This is a genomic window from Amphritea pacifica (genome assembly GCF_016924145.1).
Classification (GTDB): Bacteria; Pseudomonadota; Gammaproteobacteria; order Pseudomonadales; family Balneatricaceae; genus Amphritea; species Amphritea pacifica.
Genome location: NZ_JAFFZO010000054.1, coordinates 1 through 17,461, shown reverse-complemented (window position 1 = coordinate 17,461; position 17,461 = coordinate 1). Strand labels below are relative to the sequence as shown.

Below are 17,461 nucleotides of genomic sequence, written 5' to 3'. Positions count from 1 at the left end.
TCCAAAAAATGGACAATGCCCATCAGAAACTGGAAGGCTGCCCTGAACCGATTTATGATTGAATTTGAAGACCGTTTAACGGATTACATTTAACCCTGGCAGTTACACAGAATTAATTACAGGGTCGCTCCATATCAGACATGGTTTGAAAGAGTATCTTTTCCAGATAGAAAATAGAAAAAATACTATTTAGCTTACTATTCATTCTCTTATTCATATTAAACCACTCAATTATACTCTTTTCTCCACCTGAGCCAATGTAGTCATATATAGAACTAGCCTCTTTGCAGAATGTATTTTCATAGGAATTAGGGATCGCATAATTCCATTAATTTCTGACATTATTTGGCATTTTCAACCTTCTTTTTTGTGAATTGAGTAGCTCATTTATCAAATCAAATTTTTGCTTTTTTGAAACTAGTAAATTGTTGCGATTGTTAACACCCAGGATCTCTCGCATATTCTTCCAGGCTAATTCATGCGGTTTAACATCTTGCCGTGAAAAAATGATACGTACCGCATCCTTTAGCTCATACTCTATAGCCCCTGAGAAAGTGCCTTTTTTCAATACGATACTGCTATTACTATTACCAACAACACTTGAAGATTGATCTTGTGTTAGATTCAAATTGTATAAGCCAAACAGTCGTGAGAGCTCAACCGCCGAATAAAAAGCTGAGTAATAAGCCGTTACCAATAACCAAGCTAGAGGCAGGCTTCGCACATTATGTGTGTCTATTAACCTCCTTTGCTCTCTAACTTTTTGCATAGAATACCAATAACTTGATGACAATATCCGTGAATATTGGGATTCGGATATCGTTAAAATGAATCTTTCATCATTAATAATATCAATCTCAACTTTATCGCCTGATAGAATTCTTTCTTTTAAAACATTTCCTGGGTCTGGGGGCGTTTCGATAGGATCCCTAGTAAATCCAAATTCCGACAGCCTGTCTGATATGACATCCTTAAATAAAGTGACAGGCATAATTAAAAAAGCTCATCGCTAACTTTGCTTTTCTCAGTAATAGCGTGTTTTATTTCTTCTGTGAGTGCTTTGATTGCCGCTTTATTGGTCCCTTTATGATCTTCCCAGTTTATTTTTTCCAGGGTGGATAACACCACCTCAAAGTTTTCTTTTTTATAGCTACCTGAGTTCGCATAGGTGATTTGGCAAATATCTATAAAGGCACCTAAAATAGATTGAAAAAAAGCAGCATTTGAAATTTTCTTAGTATCTGTAATGGTCTAATGACACCGGACACTTTAATAAGAGACTATAAACGTCAAACATTGAGGTGTAGAAATGGGACAGAAACGTAGTTATAAGCAATACCCGAAAGAATTCAAACAAGAAGCTGTTGCGCTGGTCGTTGACCAGGGTTACTCAGTGCCTGAGGCCGCTAAATCACTGGGTATTGCGACCGCTTGGTCTTCCACAGTGACCGAGGTTCACAATATACCAGCAAGCAACATAGGCGTTTACTGAAAAGCTACGACCTCCGCTCATCGATGGGAGACGTTGGAGCCTGCTGGGACAATGCCGTCGTTGAGCGTTTCTTTGGTAGCTTGAAGCATGACTGGATACTGAAGGTTTACCAGCCAACGCGGGAGCATATGAAGCAAGATGTGGTTAAGTACATGAGATATTACAATCTGGAAAGGCTGCATTCTGCGAATGGCAATTTATCTCCAATCAACTTGGAAAATTCACAAAGAAAGGTGTCCGGTTTGAGTTGACCAGTACAATCGTCAAAAATCTCTTGTAATATAGTTTCTACCGCACGAAGAAAATTAATCAGCACCTTTTTCTTTTGGCTGAGATCAAATCCCTTAAAGGGAGCTTTGTCTAGAACGGGTTTCAATGCATTTTGAAATGCTACATGGGATATTTTTCCGGTGACACTCTTAGTTCGGGCTACCTTGCCAGACAAAGGTGATGCTGGATTTTCATCCAGCTCATCGTAAAGAGCCCTTAACAAATACTCTTCACTATCTTCTTCAGCTGTAAATTTTTCCAGTTCTAACCGAAGTGTTTTTGGAACTCCGATCTGATAGCTATTAACATCGAGGAAATACTGGACTTCAGTGGATCTATCCAGACCATAAAAAATACAAACAGGTAGCTCGACATCAATATCTGATTGATAAGCACCGTAAAGTCGATGCTGCCCATCGATTACAAGCATACTTGATTTTTTATTAGAAAGCGTTAGTTCGCCAGTTGCATCATCATAGACAGGCGATTCTTCATTTGAACTTAATATTAACGCCCCAGGAATGATATTTCCGTTGTTAAGATACTCAGAGATTTTTTAACCCTTCCAGTGGCAAGGTTTCTCTGGTAACCGTCTTCATTATTTTCTTCAGCCCTTACGACTGCAGTCATAGAAAATAGTTTCTTTACACTGATGGCAGATAAATAAAACTCTCTATCATTGTATGAAACTTTTATTGCCTTAACTGTAAATTCTTCTCTTAATGGCATATTTTTCTCTATGGTTTTTTATGTGTGTTTCTATTATAAGTCTACTTAAACCAAGTTTTACTTTCAGGGTTATATTTAAACCCTTGACTTATAATCGCGTTGGTGACCGATCCTTCGAGTTCAAGGCCTGTAATTTCTTGGATAAGATATTGAATCTGATTTATGGTCATGGGTTCTGAAATGCTGTCGTATACTTGCCTGACAGCTTGGGATACATTAACTCTTCTAACATCACCATCCCACACAGCTAGCCCTAAGAACATTGCTTTTCCTAGATAGAACCTATCATCACGTTGAGCTAGGTTAAGTAAGGCATATGCTTCAGGTGCCTCGCCATCAATATGGTAATCCGATAAGCATTTATCTACTTCACTGACATGTATGCCCTTTTGCGTATCATTCAAGTAGTTGTATAAAGCATCTAATCTCGCTCCATTACTTTCTTCAGTCCCGGCAATGTCACGGTCAATTAGCCCCCAGAAGTCAGGGCCAATTTGAATCATCCTTTCAGTGGGTTGGATTTGTAGATTGCTAATTACTCCACGAATGTCTTTTAGACGTTCTTTGATTTCATTCCCTTTTAGAGGACCGTCGCTCTCTTCTAGAATGTGAGTAAAAGCATCAGCCATATCTACTCGATCATCTTTGGATTGGTTGGAGTCAGTACGTGCCCAAACCATTCTATTTAAATATACTAACTTTTCGGCATCTTCTAGGATGATATTTAGGATGTAATGATCTAGCTCTTTGGGAAGTCCTGGGAACTGTTTTTTTAATTGAGAGAAGATTTCGCTGCAGTGCCATTGTTTCATCAATGGACCATCATAAATAATCTTTGTAACTACTAAGCGTATGTTATTACACATACGATCAGATATAGGATTAAAGTGAGCAAGACCATATATGCCTCGGCCAAATAGCTTAGCTCCTTGACGTTGAACTGCTGCATGTACAAGCCGTTCACTCACTTCTTTTCCCATAGCCTCAGATGCTCGTTCTGCTAGCTCACTGAAGTGTAAGGGTTTCTCTGCCTGAGCGAGTAATGTAGCAACAGTAGTTTCCGCAGAGCGTCCAAAACCAATTAGCTTTTCATTCTCACCCTCGTTAGAAAAATGCAGTAAATCAGTAAACTGTTCCCATAATAAGGGTAAGAGTTCCTCTGCACCGCAATCGGCTAAATAAGCTTTGAAAGTCATATCGATATCGGAACGTGTCCATGAGTTTTCATTTGCTTTATCTTGTAAGCTTTTCCTAAATGATTTAACGCATTCATCCCACGTATCTTGTTTGATGCGTGTGACAATATTGGCACCATTGACGTTAATTATGTGTATTTCTGAGTCAGAAAAAAGCTCAATAATTGCTGCTAGATTTTTATAGTTACCCATAAAACCTGTAAACCAAACGTCCTCGCTTTCTAACATTTCCAGGTATAGAGGCGCCTTACGGTTAATTAGCAGCTGACCTATTTTTATTGCAATACAATCATCCCAAAACTCACGCTCTATAATCTGCTCTACATACTTCTTCTGCAGTTGACGAATACGTTCTCGTGTAACGTTGAGCTTCTCACCTACCTCTTGCAACGTCATTGCTTTACCGTGATAGCCTGTTCGGTACTCTATTATCTCTCTGTCCCTTTCTTTTAACTTAGAAAGCGCGCTTTCAAAGTAAGACTTCAGCGGTCGCGATGAAATTCTTTCGATGAGATAATCTTCGTTCTCCTGATCGACGTTGTCTTCTTCCTGACCTGCAATCTCTCCTATCTCGATATTTACTACGGACACCGTGTCCATAAGAGTATCTATATTTGAAGAAATGATTTTGCATAGGTCTGTTGCTGATTTACGACCGAAATGCTCCCAAGTCATCATGGTTGCTAAGCTAATGCCATCAAGGTCTGCAAGACAATTAATAGATTGGCGTTTAAAAACATTACTCATACGCACGGTCAATCCCAAATAGGATAGATTCACACAGCGCAAGCTTTCAGGGAGAATTGCGATTAGCCTCTCTGGATCCATAGCATCTATGTGATTGAGAAACACCTTGTACCGGAACATATCTAGCTTGTCCCTTGTTGGACGGGCTAAATTGTGGGCATTTTTCAGATAACTTTTTTCACTGTAAATCCCCAGAGGTAATACTTCTGTAAGAAGTTCGGGTAATTTGTTTTCTAGATCGGTCAACCAATCCTGTAGTTCTTGAGGAGCATTCTCTAAACAGTAAAACTTTCCATCATGAGCTTTCCCGAATAAGGCTTCAGGAGCTGGATTGCTATAGTCAGTATCTAAACTGTATCGATTGAGTTCTATAGCTAATACACTGACAGGTTTTTTGGCGCCAAACCTGTACAAGCCTTTTTCTACAATGTGAGCGTATATCTCCTCTTTACTCAGTGGCTTTGAGGATTCTTTTAATACTTCTAGAGCTGCATTTGCGATTGTGAGTTCGCTATCAGAAGAGTCCTCAGTAATTTCTGCTATGGCTGCCATGCCGTCAGGCTCATCAGCTTCGTAACCTAAACCTTTTAATATCGAGTGGATAGGTGCTTTATTACCACTAAGCTCTAGTTCAAAAACTACGCTTTGTGAGCTTATATATTCCATTGGTAGCGCCCACTTTGCAGCTGCGGAGCACAATACCTGGCCTTTGTAATTCATGATTTGAGGAATTTTTAAGACCTTGGGTCGGATAAATCCAATATGAATCAAACCAACAGCGTTGTTATCGCACTGTTGCCACTCATCTTGTAAGGTCCTTAGATCACGATGAACGGTTACCGTAGTAGGTTCATCATCATGAAATTGGCAGAAATATATTTTTATGGCAGACATTTTTATTGTTACTTATTAAAAATTTCGTCGAAAGGAAATTGGCCAGTTCTTAAGTTTGAGTCATAAAATTCACGTACACCATATTCAGCCAAACGTTCAATGTATTCGTATATTGGTGCGCCCATCTCAACAATTCCTGCAGCTTCGACTGCAGCATACAGCACGCCGCCTTCGTCTAGTTCATTGACACGGAAACTGGCATTACTTTTCTCGGGTAAGGCAGGTGGATTAATTCCTTTTTTTATACCCACCGCAACGGCTAAACGGTACAAGTCAAACTTTATTAAGCTGATTCCTTCCTCTCCTTTTTGAGGATTCAGGTCTAGTAACAGCTCATCCATTTGAGCACTTGTTTCAGCAGTTAAACCAATTCTTCCAGGTTCAGTCATGATCTTGTACCTTAACGATTCTTGATTCCGTAGCAGAGATCCGATCTATTTGATAACGAGCACCAATACGATCCGCGAAGTTACTCATATCCTTTTTGGGGTCTATTTCACCTTCATGTACTAGGAGAACAACTTGGTCCGCCATTTTGGGCAGGTAACCTAATACATTGCTACGGTGTTTAGGATCGAGACGTCCAAGGGGTGTGTCCATAACAATGGGGCCTGACTTTCTTGCTGTCCGGTTTAGACCATCAATCAAAGAAAGGGCTACTACTTGCTCTGCACCAGCACTTCGCTCTTTCAGTACGCGGCTTTCATGATCAATAATGGATAGCCCGTAGTTATGATTAATCTCTAAGCCTGAATAGGTTTTTTCTGTAGTGAGCTCAGCAAACGCTTTGGAAGCATACTGCTGTACAGTTTCACGCAGAGAATCACGTAATTGATCAATGCCTTTGGAAAAAACGTGCTCAAGCTCTTGATAAATATTGACTCGAATAGAACTTTCCTGGCCTTGAGCTCCTTTGTTACGGGATATTAGAGTAGCGATATGGTCTTGATCAGCTTCATTCTTTTCGATCTTTTGTTTTATCTGCTCGATGTCCTGATTTAAGCGTGACATCATGCCAGTCAAACGATCACGTTTTTCACGCTGGCGCATAATATGATCGGTATCGTACTCTCGAATTTCTTCGTAGATTTCTTCTAGTTTGCTATCTATCCGAATCAGTTCAACATTCTGCCTGGTTTCTTTATTAATGATGTCAAGAATCCGCCTTCCTTCATCGGCCGAACTTATTTGACCTAACTTATCAATTTTTTCAGATAACGCTGATAGGTCATCGATATTTACAATTGTTAGCTCGGCCTGGGCTTTGGCCATATCGTATTCAGAACGAATAGGTTCCAGTTGAGCTGTAGGGATTACTTGTTTACATGTAGTACAGGTTGGATCATCAAGTATTCTCGATAGATTCTTGATTTTATCTTCTAGTACAGCGCTATGTTTTATAGCATCTTGTAAACTAGACCTTTCATCTCGGAGCCTTTGTAAGGTTGGAGTTACACTACTATGTAACACATCCTTCCAGGCATTTTTTAACAACCCTCGCCTTTCATCAGCTAGATCAACCAGATTTTTCTCGCTTACTTTTCTTTCACCTTTTAAGCCATCTAGTTCGCGCTGTTTTCTTTGTACTACTTCGGTTTCTTTAAGTTCGTCATCAATGATATCAATGTCATTTTGCACATCATTTTTCTGTGCTAACTGGTCAGCTAGATCTTTTTCAAAAGCTGTTCGCTGAATTTCTAACTGTCGTTGCTGCTCTGCAAAGCTGCTTAGCTCTTTATTCTTTTTAGCATCTTTGGCCTGTAAGCTTCTGGCCTCTTTGAGCAAGGTTGCCAATTCATCTCGACCATGAACTAAGGCCGGTACTCCGAGAGCCTGTTCAATGTGTTCTTTGATTTTTTCGCCTTGCTCACTGCCTTCTATTAGAAGATTTTCATATTCCTGGAGTAGCTCGCCATCAAAAAGGAAGAAGCGAGAAATTTCTTCTGGAATGACTTGATTGATTTCGTTGACCACAACATCGCCAGGTACAGCATTGCCGTTTACCCTTAGCCCAATCTGTTCTTCAAAATCAGCGTTGTTTTTGGGGGATGATACATGGGCCTTTTTGGTAATTTGGCGACGTAGTTCGTATTCGTTTTCTCCATCTGCAAACCTAAGCACGACTGACATTTCCCAGTCACCCATAGCTGCAGCATCCATATTGACTAAGTTTAGCCGTGGAATTTCTCGTAGGTGCCGACCAACAGCATTACCATAAAATCCCCAGCGTAGAGCATTCAGGAAACTAGTTTTTCCACGCATATTATCGCCAAAAAGCAGCATGACATTTTGTGTTTCATGCTGGGGGAAAATTACTTTCTGTTCACCTTTATAAGGCATAAAGTTATTGATGGTGAGCTCTTTCAATTTCATAGTAGTGACTCACCTGTTCTTATTTTGACTTTTTCCTCGACCAGTGCTCTCATTTTTCTCAAGGTATCACGGTCTTTGTCGTACTGATGTTCGCTTTGTAGCTGGTAGCACTGCTCGATCAGTTCCTTTTCTATTTCCAAGTTTTGTTCTGCTTTAACCGCTAATAAAACGGTTAGAGGGTCCGCTTTACTGTCCATTCTCATCCCCTACTTCTTCGATACCATCAGTATCAACTAAACCCACTTCTTGTGGGTCAATACCTAAGTCAATGGCAACTCTAATTAGTTTGTTAGCACCAGATCGGTTTATTGCTGTATCTGAAAACTGAATCGAACGCTGAAGCTCGCTCTTCATCAAAGACAATTGTCCAGGTTCTAATTCAAGGTCTAACGGCACAACGACAGCATCATAAATAACAGCGCCGTATTTCCCTTTACAGGCACGTAATACACGGCCTCGCCGTTGGATAAATTGACGAGGGTTTTGTGAAGATGCCAAGATAATGGCATGTGATATCTTGGGAATATCAACACCCTGGTCCAAACAGCGTATTGATACCATGATTCCGCCAAATTTTTTGAACCAATCTAATGAGGCAGCGGGATCACCTTTCATGCTTGTGTGATATTCGCAAGGAGACAAGCCTTTTGTTTTTAATGCTTCCATTACCTCTGCAAGTTGATCCTGATCCTCACAATAAATCAGCCAGCTTTCACCTTCGGTGTAATTCTGTTCAATGACCTTTACCGCATAAGGTACTTTTGCGCTGGCCTTCTTTGCGATACGTGCGCGTTGTATCAACATGTTCTGCAAGCGCTGTGATGGAACAGGTTTGCCGTTATCATCACGTTTGGAACGAGCAAATTCTCTCTTAATTTCTTTTGTTGCTTCTTCGTAATCGTCTGACTCTTCAGCAGTTAAGTGCAAAGGTTCAGGATGATATTCATATTCAACCAAGCGGCCACTTTCAATTGCATCAACAAGAGTAAATGGTGGTTCTACAATGTCACCAAAGAACTCAAAAATATGCTGAGTCCCTATCGGATCGCCATAGCGCCTAGGTGTGGCACTCAAACCTAATCTGGGTCCTGCCTCAATCGTTAGAATCTTAGAATTCTCTTTACTCCCTATTTCATGGACTTCATCAGCAACTACCATTAGGTGTTCTCCACCGCATATTCCATGAGAGAATTCGTCAAGCCTTGCCGTTGGCATGGTTGCTAACACAACTCTGATGCCTAACCCTTGGCCTGGTTGAGTAAACATGTTTAGACGTTTGGGTTTGCGCCAGGAATTGTATCCATCACCTGCTTTAAGGATTGTCGCAGTGGGAATTTCCTCCTGGATCTCTAAAGTCCATTGTTGATGAAGAAGGCGGTCTGGCACCAGGACTAGAGCGACCCCGTCCTTGCCCAAGTGCTCTTTCAAGGCAGTTAAAGCAGTGAAAGTCTTACCGCTACCTGTTGCGTGCTCAAAGACTCCACGTTTACCTTGCTTTTTCCAAGCCTCAATTGCTTTTATTTGATGGGGTAACGGGGCTCTTTTAGGTTTGCTGCTAGTAGCATCGTTACTCTCTTTGTCTATCGTTTGCTTTCCAATCCGGAAATAGTCAACTAACTCATTTAGCTCCAGTTCCTGGTAGCTATCCTTCGCGATGGACTTGAGGCGTTGCATTGCTACATCTGGAAAGTTGATCACTTCGAGGTATTTATTCTGACCATTCCATAATTGTTCAAAATGGCGCTGATTGTTACTTACACGTTGGTTTTCTTTCCAGCTACAAAAAACATCGAGAGTTTCGTGATTACCTCTCTCATGCCAGCCTGTCCAAGTCTCATTAATTGAACCTTTAAAGCTGACCGCATTATTCGTATCATCATAGAAAGTTCCGAGCTTCACATGATATTCACCCGTTGCTTCAGGCAAAAAAACAATTTTGACCTCGAGCGCTCCTAGTGCGATTAATGTCGCCAGTGCTTCGGTATTATTTTTGATATCTTGGTTGTTGAAAATTAAGTCGATATCGCGATTAAGTGCATCTGATGCTATTTCGGCTTTTTGCTTGTAACCTGCGGCTATAGCATCAATATCTTCGTCAGTTAGGCAAGGGGAGCTAACAAGTCTAATTTTCCCACCACGTTGGGCAAACTCTATTATGTCAGGGCCAATTAATACAAAGACAGAAGAGCGAAAGAAACCTACTGAACGATCATAACGTACCGAAGATTTAAGGCAGGGGCGATAAAATGCTTCAACAAGGTCAACCTCGCCAGTGAAGTATTCTTCAGCCAGTTTTAAATCGCGTAACATGGAGTTCCCTTCATAAAGTATTACTGCTGGCTTAGATCAAGAATCAATATGCCAGAGGTAATAGACCGCCTTTTTTCAAATTTCGCCCACCAGATGCACCTCCCATTATCTAATGAGTATTACCCTCACACAATGAATCGCTACAATGTAGTAAGGGTACCTTTGGCACGGATCACTTTTGTATAATCCTGTTTATAAAAATCAATAGATTACGACTGTACTACATCACAGTTTTTTTAGTCTATAAGGAATTCAAAATCTTTCTTTCATGATAATAGTGTTCACTTAGAGCTTCTTAACGCGAAGGCAGGGTATTCCTGCTGTAGAGAAGCGAATCAAAACCTTAACGATTTGCAATCCCCTTAGATTAGAGACCAGAATATTCCCTTTGGAAAAAATTCCGGGAACCATGTGGACATACGCCCAGAAACGAAAAAGCCGAATCAAATGATTCGGCTTCTAAGCAACTGAATTATCAGTATAAATCTGGTAGGACTAGGCGGATTCGAACCGCCGACCTCTACCATGTCAAGGTAGCGCTCTAACCAACTGAGCTATAGTCCTGAAGTGATGGGTATTATACGGTTGCATCCAATCTATTCAATAGTTTATTGAATAATTTTTTCAGCGCTATAACCTTTATTTCATATCTGTTGGGTAAAATGCCGATCCCTTCAAACTGCCGGCCCATCATCCGCCACTAATAGCGGCATAAATGTTGACGAAAGAGATGCTATTGGCGCCTTATCAGCCCTCATTATCGAAGAGGGTGACCCGGTTTCGACCATTCTGCTTTGATTTATAAAGCGCCTGATCGGCCTGTTCCAGCCATTCCAGAGCACTGGCCTGCGTAAATGATATTTCTGAAACACCAAGGCTGATGGTGACCGCTAGTTTATGCTCGCCATAGGGCATCACAGTGGCTTCTATGGCAGCACGTAACCGTTCAGCAAACACCAGCGCATTTGCTCCGCTGGTACCGACAAGAATAGCACCGTACTCTTCGCCACCATAACGGCCAGTGATATCCGTTTTACGCACATATTGCTGCAGTGTCTGCGCAATTGTCTGAATCACCAGATCACCGGCCTGATGACCATAGGTATCATTCACTTTTTTAAAGTGATCGATGTCGAACATGATAACGGAGCTTGTTTCCTGCAGTCGTGCAAAGCGATCAAACTCTTTTTCCAGACATTCCTGCCAGTAGGCGCGATTATACAACCCCGTCAGACCATCCGTCCGACTCAGCGATTGCAGCTGCTGATTCGCGTCCTCCAGTTTCTGCTGGTTTATCGCATTATCGGTGACGTCGTAGATCAGAATGCCGATATGGTCAACCTGTCCGGACGGCGAACTTAAAGGCAGCAGAGTGACATTCTGATACATATAAAACGCACTCCCCGTAATCGGCCTGTTACTCTTAAACGGAAACAGATATGGCCTCTGCTCCCAGGAGATATAGGCAGTATTGTTAAGCAACAGAACCGCCTCAATCTTCTTCTTGAGCCAGAGCGCAGGCAATTCGGGATAAAGAGAGAACAGGTTCTGATTAACCGCTTTGCTGGCGGAAATGCCGGAATGGTTTTCCATAAAGCCATTCCACATACAGATATAACTATCGCGGTCAACCACAACCAGCCCCACTTCCAGGTTCTGTAATAACCCCAGATTCCAGTGCAGGTCTTCGATTTCCTGAAGTATCTCTCCTGTCATGAAAAATATCCCGTCATTTCCTTTAATTTAGGCAGAGAGTCTGCGGTAAAAATCACCAGCAGCTCACAATGGAAACCCTGAGTATTCAACTGATAATCGATAGAGATCATCAGCGTCTTCTGCCACTGGGCGTTCTGCTCGGTCATCCCTGTAAAATTACGTAATATTATCGGTGTCGCTCTGCTTAAAGAGATATCCAGCTGCTTGGAAAAACTGGAGGAAAAGGCTCCGATCAGGACATTAGAAAGAAACATCTCTAATTCAGCCTCGCGCCGGTTCACATCCCCCTGAAGGTCCTTCAGCCAGGTAATGTTATCCAGATTACTACGCTTTATCACCAGTAACGCTTCCCCTGCGAGCTCAGGTCCCACAAACCCCTGACTGACAAGGTTAAAGCCCTGACTGGAAGCTGAGAGCAACAACGCGTCAATGGCGTCCGGAGAGACCAGCGTTACCTTTGGAATCGGAAGATCGACAAACGTATTCAGCAAGCTGGCGAGCATGGCCCCGGCCTGCCCCATCGCTATATTGGAAATCTCCTGATAGTAATCCGGCAGTTCAATGACTTCTTCACCGGGCAGTTGATTATCAGGATGTTCCAGCTCGGTGAGTAACCCATAGCGGTTGAGAACCTCCGCAATGATCTCGGGTGAACAGGGCTTTTTAATAAACTCCAGCGCACCAAGCTCTAACACCCGTTTTCTGGCCTCAGGCTGGACATCGCCAGACACCACAATCACCAGGGTTGGCAGATCCTCTTTGCGGATCTGTTCCAGTACCTGATAACCATCCATGATCGGCATATTCAGATCCAGAAACAGAATATCGCCTTTTTGAGCCCGAACAGCATCCAGCGCTTGCTGGCCAAGCTCGGCAAAAGTAATTTCCGCATTCCAGCCATGTAAAGCAGCAGCCATCTGCTTACGCGCCAAACGGGAGTCATCGCATATGACAATAGGGACGGGATCACTCAAGACGCTTACCTTCTCCATTTCTTTCTTCTGCATGCCTCACCCTGTGAAATAACAGGGAATAGTAGTAGAGACTAGTGAATATTCAACTGGAACACAATTATGACTACTATTTAAATAGGTATTTTAATTTTATTTTTTAAATAGTTAGCGACTCATTATCAGGCCGTCCCGGTATATCACTGACACGGGCCTCAGGGATTCTCTGCTTACCGTTTGCCCTGATAGCAATAGATTAATCCGGCCGGTTATTGTTCCGCTCTGGGTGTACCAACACCGATAGCGGTAACCACACAGCTCCTGACCAGTAGCATTAATTTCTAAAAACTCACTGTTAATCTTTCTGATATTTGATCTATATTTCAGCGAAAACTCTGAATTCTGCCGTTTTTTGGCGGAAAAATCTCCATAACCGGTGCTAACTTTAAGTCAGTGAATGATTATTTTGTTATTTCACCTGCAGGAGAACTGAATATGCTGATCGGTATCCCTAAAGAGATAAAGAACAATGAGTTCCGCATCGGTATGACGCCCGCCGGTGTGCGTGAACTGGTGAGCCATGGCCATACAGTGATGGTGCAACGTGACGGAGGCACGGCGATTGGTCTGCAGAACGAACAATATGAAGCGGCCGGAGCTTTACTGATCGACACGCCTGAGGAGATCTTCGACCGCGCCGAGATGATTATTAAGGTAAAAGAGCCTCAGCCTGACGAGTGCAGAATGCTGCGTCCGGGACAACTGCTGTTTACCTACCTTCACCTCGCGCCGGATCCTGAGCAGACCCGTTTACTGGTTGAATCTGACTGTATTGCTATCGCCTATGAAACAGTTACCGACGCGCAGGGTGGATTACCGCTGCTGGCACCGATGAGTGAAGTAGCGGGCCGGATGGCAATTCAGGCGGGTGCCCACGCACTGGAAAAGGCTCAGGGAGGCATGGGGGTTCTGCTCGGCGGTGTTCCCGGTGTAGCACCGGCGAAAGTCACCGTGATTGGCGGCGGTGTTGTCGGTATCAATGCCGCCCGTATGGCAATGGGCCTGGGGGCAGATGTCACCATACTGGACCGGTCACTCCCCCGCCTGAAACTACTGGATGAACAGTATGGACCACGGTTGAAGACGCTCTACTCCAGTGTTGAATCTGTTGAGCATGAGGTGATCGCAGCGGATCTGGTGATCGGCGCAGTGCTGATTCCAGGTGCCGCAGCCCCGAAACTGGTCACCCGGGAGATGCTGAAGCAGATGAAAAATGGCTCGGTGCTGGTGGATGTGGCTATCGATCAGGGGGGCTGCTTTGAAACGTCCCATGCAACCACCCACCAGGCCCCTACCTATGAGGTGGAAGGTATTATCCATTACTGTGTTGCCAATATGCCCGGAGGCGTGGCACGCACCTCGACCTTTGCGCTGACCAATGCCACCCTGCCGTTTGCTGTTGCCCTCGCTGATAAAGGCTATAAACAGGCGCTGCTGGATGATCCACACCTGCGCAATGGTTTGAATGTCCACCGGGGCAACATCACCTGCCAGGCAGTGGCATCAGACTTAGGTTATGACTACCTGGCACCTGAAACAGTGATAGCGCAGTAATAACGCTTCAAAACAACTACTGACAATCGCACCGATCTTCACAGAGCCTGCTCTCTGGCCAGCAAACCAACACTATCTCGATAGTGTTGGTTTATACCTCAAGCATTTTTCTGAACTCTGCCGGTGGGATGATCTTTTCCTGAAACTCTTCCGCTGTTACCGGCCGCCCCAGATAGTACCCTTGCAGAGCATCGCACCCGGCACTGGCCAGAAAATCCATCTGAAACTGATTCTCAACACCTTCGGCAATCACTTTCAGGCCCATCCCTTTAGCCATCGCCAATGCTGCCGTTACTAACTGCTGATCGCCCGGGTCATCGGCCAGATCACGCACAAAGGTGCGGTCGATCTTAATCACATCGAAGGGGAACTGTTTCAGATAACTTAACGATGAATAGCCCGTACCAAAATCGTCCATCGATAACGAGATCCCCAGCGACTTCAGCTGTGATAATGTCTGAGCAGTAGAGTCATCGTTTCTCACCAACAAACCTTCGGTGATCTCAATCTCTAAACAGGTGGGGTCAAAGCCGGTTTCTTCAAATATCCGCAAGAGTACCGGCACAATCTGCCCATCACGGAATTGTCGGGGAGAGACATTCAAAGCGATTCGATAATCCTCATCCAAACTATGACGCCAGCGAACGCCCTGCTCACAGACCTCTCGTATAATCCATTCGCCGATCGGCAGTATTAGTCCGGTCTGCTCCGCCACCGGTATAAACTGTTCCGGCGAGACCAGCCCCAGCGAGGGGTTATTCCAGCGAATCAGCGCTTCAGCACCGATCACCTTTTTCCGGTTGAGACAGTAGATCGGCTGATAGTGCATACAGAACTCATTGTGCTCCAGAGCGCCCCTGAGTTGCTGCTCCACCTCCAGACGACCTAAGACGTAATCATTCATCTCCGGAGAATAAAAGCTGAAACCATTACGTCCCTGTTCTTTAACCCGATACATGGCCGTATCCGCTTTTTTCAGCAACTCATCCGGATCCACACCATCCCCGGGAGAGACCGCAATGCCGATACTGCCACTGATGTAAAAGCTGCGCTGCTGTATCTGGAACGCCATCGCCAGCATCTTCAGAATTTTCTGCGCCACAATTTCGGCGTTATAGAGGTTATCCTGATTTTCCAGTAACAAAATGAACTCATCACCGCCATAACGCGCCAGGGTATCGTCCTCTCTCACAGCATCCTGCAACCGCCGGGCGACCATCACCAACAGTTCATCCCCGACCTCATGACCCAGAGTGTCATTGATTTTTTTGAAGTCATCCAGGTCGATAAACATCAGGATAACCAGATTGCCTTTTGACTGCGCATTGATAATCGACCGGTTTAATCGGGCCCGCATCAGCTTACGATTAGGCAGATTAGTCAGGGCATCGAACTGAGCCTGATACTGCACCCGATGCTCATACTCTTTTCGTTCCGATATATCTCTGAGGCAACTCATCCCCACGGATTCACCGTCAATCTGAGTAAACTGATAGCTGACCTCGACCGGGAACAACACCCCATCGGCCCGTATCGCTTCCGCCTCGAAGCCGGGCTCATCATGGTTATAGTATTGCTCGACATCCTGCTGATGCTGCGTTTTGAACAACTGCAGCAACGGTAGATTTATCAGCTCCCGACGCTTATAACCAAACATCTCCTCAGCCACGGGATTACAGTCCAGAATCTGCCCTCCCCGGTGCATGATAATCGCTTCAGTAGACACCTGTGATAATTGCTGCAGTCGTGTTTCGCTGCGCTTTAAGCCCGCTTCAGCCTGCTGCCGAAGCAAAATTTGTCTGCTCCCCTGGCGATACAGAAAACTCACCATGCCAATCACCACCAGACTAAAGCCGGTCATCAGCCACAACCATAATGAACGGCGACTGCTAAGCGGGGAAAGCTCGGTACTGTCGAGATAGGTTAACGACCACCCCGGCAGGTATTTAACACTGGCCTGGTAGGCCCGGAAATGCTCGTCGGAGGCAACCTGAATGACGCCATCGGACAACCATTTAAACTCAACCGGGGTTTCTGGCAGTGTGCCATACTGACCTGTTTGTTGAATGGCAGCCTGCTGCATCGGATCCAGTGGTAACAGACTACTGAAAACCCAATCTGGTCTGTTGGAAGCAAAGATTATTCCATTGCGGTCCAGCAACACAACATGACCCGCATGCTGCCAGGATATCCGCTCTAAAGGTTGTAGCGGATATTTATTAACCACGACCCCTAGAAATTGCCCATCAGTATCCAGCACCCGGTGAGAAAAGTAGAATCCCCGCTCATGGGTACTGGTGCCCAGCGCCGGATAAACAGAAGCGCCAGAGGCCACCGCCTCCTTAAAATAGGGACGAAAGGCAAAGTTCTGATTGAGCGTCTGAGCTTTAAATTGAAAATCATTGGCGGCAACAAAGAAGCCTTGCTTATCAAGAATATAGCAGAGCGAAGCACCAGACTGCGTACATACGTGATTCAGCAGAGGAGTAACGTCTGAGTGTTCGCCAAGCAGATAGCTCTGGATCTCCGGCAACACCGCCTGAAATGCTACCTGCCGGTAATAACCATCAAAAACGGCATCCAGTTCATGCTGCAGCAGATCAACGGTATTTTCGCCGTTGCGTTGAGCATCTCGCTCACTATAGCTAACCAGGTTAAGATAATTAGCGATCACCCCGGTAGCCGCGACAAGACAACAGAGGATGGTCAGAGCAAAAAGAACCGCTCTGGCTTTCATAAAAGGGCTCCGGTAGAAAGATCAGGGATAAACAAAATATCAATGGCTTCAAAATTAAGACAACGATGCATACATTACAATCCCTTGTGAACAGGGTCTAAATGTACACGTCTATAACGCTATTTACCTGCCATATATAAGCGCCGACTACCCAGATTGAGCAGACGATTAATTTCAAACAACTGTATTATTGTATATAAATAGCAGAGATCAAATCTGACCTCCCCCGCATATCTATCGACCAGCCCCCATTGCTAAACCCCGCCCCCCCCTGAAGCCCTGAATCAAAGGACACCCATCCGGCACTGCTAGTGTAGTGTTGCATTCTGTTTAGAGCTTAAGCGACTGTTGGCACGAATAACTTTTTCCAGAATGTCTCGGGCACTTTTAGTCCAAATAAATGGCTTCGGATTGCTGTTATGATGGGCAATGT

General features: G+C 44.2%; 13 protein-coding genes, 1 tRNA gene and 1 pseudogene. 3 read left to right on the top strand and 12 right to left on the bottom strand.

Features of this window, described 5'->3' with window-relative positions; genetic code table 11:
* Positions 1 to 328: 328 nt before the first annotated feature.
* Complete coding sequence (locus tag JW499_RS20855; protein WP_205212399.1) at positions 329 to 991, bottom strand: hypothetical protein; 663 nt, start codon at positions 989 to 991, stop codon at positions 329 to 331.
* Positions 992 to 1,309: 318 nt separating this feature from the next.
* Between JW499_RS20855 and JW499_RS20850 the strand changes: the two genes are divergently transcribed.
* On the top strand, positions 1,310 to 1,492 hold the full coding sequence (locus tag JW499_RS20850; RefSeq protein ID WP_205212398.1) for a transposase: 183 nt from the start codon (positions 1,310 to 1,312) through the stop codon (positions 1,490 to 1,492).
* A pseudogene (locus JW499_RS20845) lies at positions 1,432 to 1,743 on the top strand (integrase core domain-containing protein); the annotation flags it as partial. The gene JW499_RS20850 and the pseudogene JW499_RS20845, both read left to right, overlap by 61 nt.
* Here JW499_RS20845 and JW499_RS20840 read toward each other — a convergent pair.
* From JW499_RS20840 to JW499_RS20795, 10 genes are all read right to left on the bottom strand, one after another.
* Positions 1,653 to 2,270, bottom strand: a complete 618-nt coding sequence (locus JW499_RS20840; RefSeq protein WP_332874445.1) for a DGQHR domain-containing protein — start codon at positions 2,268 to 2,270, stop codon at positions 1,653 to 1,655. The pseudogene JW499_RS20845 and the gene JW499_RS20840 sit on opposite strands and share 91 nt — an antisense overlap.
* Positions 2,270 to 2,491, bottom strand: a complete 222-nt coding sequence (locus tag JW499_RS20835) for a hypothetical protein (RefSeq protein WP_205212397.1) — start codon at positions 2,489 to 2,491, stop codon at positions 2,270 to 2,272. Before JW499_RS20835 ends, JW499_RS20840 begins: the two co-directional genes overlap by 1 nt.
* A gap of 41 nt (positions 2,492 to 2,532) precedes the next feature.
* On the bottom strand, positions 2,533 to 5,328 hold the full coding sequence (locus JW499_RS20830; protein WP_205212396.1) for a sigma factor-like helix-turn-helix DNA-binding protein: 2,796 nt from the start codon (positions 5,326 to 5,328) through the stop codon (positions 2,533 to 2,535).
* Between the two features lie 8 nt (positions 5,329 to 5,336).
* Positions 5,337 to 5,717, bottom strand: coding sequence for a hypothetical protein (locus tag JW499_RS20825; protein WP_205212395.1), 381 nt, complete (start codon positions 5,715 to 5,717; stop codon positions 5,337 to 5,339).
* Entirely contained in the window at positions 5,710 to 7,701 is a 1,992-nt protein-coding gene (locus JW499_RS20820; RefSeq protein WP_205212394.1) for a hypothetical protein, read from the bottom strand. Before JW499_RS20820 ends, JW499_RS20825 begins: the two co-directional genes overlap by 8 nt.
* Positions 7,698 to 7,898: a DNA modification system-associated small protein gene (locus JW499_RS20815; RefSeq protein WP_205212393.1), complete on the bottom strand. Its 201-nt coding sequence runs from the start codon at positions 7,896 to 7,898 to the stop codon at positions 7,698 to 7,700. The genes JW499_RS20820 and JW499_RS20815 overlap by 4 nt, the downstream gene beginning before the upstream one ends.
* Complete coding sequence (locus JW499_RS20810) at positions 7,888 to 10,011, bottom strand: DEAD/DEAH box helicase family protein (RefSeq protein WP_205212392.1); 2,124 nt, start codon at positions 10,009 to 10,011, stop codon at positions 7,888 to 7,890. Before JW499_RS20810 ends, JW499_RS20815 begins: the two co-directional genes overlap by 11 nt.
* Before the next feature lie 487 nt (positions 10,012 to 10,498).
* Positions 10,499 to 10,575, bottom strand: a tRNA-Val gene (locus tag JW499_RS20805).
* Between the two features lie 183 nt (positions 10,576 to 10,758).
* Positions 10,759 to 11,727, bottom strand: coding sequence for a sensor domain-containing diguanylate cyclase (locus JW499_RS20800; RefSeq protein WP_205212391.1), 969 nt, complete (start codon positions 11,725 to 11,727; stop codon positions 10,759 to 10,761).
* Positions 11,724 to 12,734, bottom strand: coding sequence for a response regulator (locus JW499_RS20795; protein WP_232846568.1), 1,011 nt, complete (start codon positions 12,732 to 12,734; stop codon positions 11,724 to 11,726). The genes JW499_RS20800 and JW499_RS20795 overlap by 4 nt, the downstream gene beginning before the upstream one ends.
* Positions 12,735 to 13,172: 438 nt before the next feature.
* On the opposite strand from JW499_RS20795, the gene ald reads away from it, so the two are divergent.
* The gene (gene ald / locus JW499_RS20790) at positions 13,173 to 14,291 is read left to right on the top strand and encodes an alanine dehydrogenase (RefSeq protein WP_205212390.1); all 1,119 of its coding nucleotides are present in this window, start codon (positions 13,173 to 13,175) and stop codon (positions 14,289 to 14,291) included.
* A gap of 91 nt (positions 14,292 to 14,382) precedes the next feature.
* On the opposite strand, the gene JW499_RS20785 is transcribed toward ald, so the two are convergent.
* Entirely contained in the window at positions 14,383 to 17,028 is a 2,646-nt protein-coding gene (locus JW499_RS20785) for a bifunctional diguanylate cyclase/phosphodiesterase (RefSeq protein WP_205212389.1), read from the bottom strand.
* Positions 17,029 to 17,461 lie beyond the last annotated feature (433 nt).

Bases quoted from the DNA above. Each gene is read 5' to 3' on its own strand.
- JW499_RS20855 (WP_205212399.1), bottom strand. From the start codon at position 991: ATGCCTGTCACTTTATTTAAGGATGTCATATCAGACAGGCTGTCGGAA.
- JW499_RS20850 (WP_205212398.1), top strand. From the start codon at position 1,310: ATGGGACAGAAACGTAGTTATAAGCAATACCCGAAAGAATTCAAACAA.
- JW499_RS20835 (WP_205212397.1), bottom strand. From the start codon at position 2,491: ATGCCATTAAGAGAAGAATTTACAGTTAAGGCAATAAAAGTTTCATAC.
- JW499_RS20830 (WP_205212396.1), bottom strand. From the start codon at position 5,328: ATGTCTGCCATAAAAATATATTTCTGCCAATTTCATGATGATGAACCT.
- JW499_RS20825 (WP_205212395.1), bottom strand. From the start codon at position 5,717: ATGACTGAACCTGGAAGAATTGGTTTAACTGCTGAAACAAGTGCTCAA.
- JW499_RS20820 (WP_205212394.1), bottom strand. From the start codon at position 7,701: ATGAAATTGAAAGAGCTCACCATCAATAACTTTATGCCTTATAAAGGT.
- JW499_RS20815 (WP_205212393.1), bottom strand. From the start codon at position 7,898: ATGGACAGTAAAGCGGACCCTCTAACCGTTTTATTAGCGGTTAAAGCA.
- JW499_RS20810 (WP_205212392.1), bottom strand. From the start codon at position 10,011: ATGTTACGCGATTTAAAACTGGCTGAAGAATACTTCACTGGCGAGGTT.
- JW499_RS20800 (WP_205212391.1), bottom strand. From the start codon at position 11,727: ATGACAGGAGAGATACTTCAGGAAATCGAAGACCTGCACTGGAATCTG.
- JW499_RS20795 (WP_232846568.1), bottom strand. From the start codon at position 12,734: ATGCAGAAGAAAGAAATGGAGAAGGTAAGCGTCTTGAGTGATCCCGTC.
- ald (WP_205212390.1), top strand. From the start codon at position 13,173: ATGCTGATCGGTATCCCTAAAGAGATAAAGAACAATGAGTTCCGCATC.
- JW499_RS20785 (WP_205212389.1), bottom strand. From the start codon at position 17,028: ATGAAAGCCAGAGCGGTTCTTTTTGCTCTGACCATCCTCTGTTGTCTT.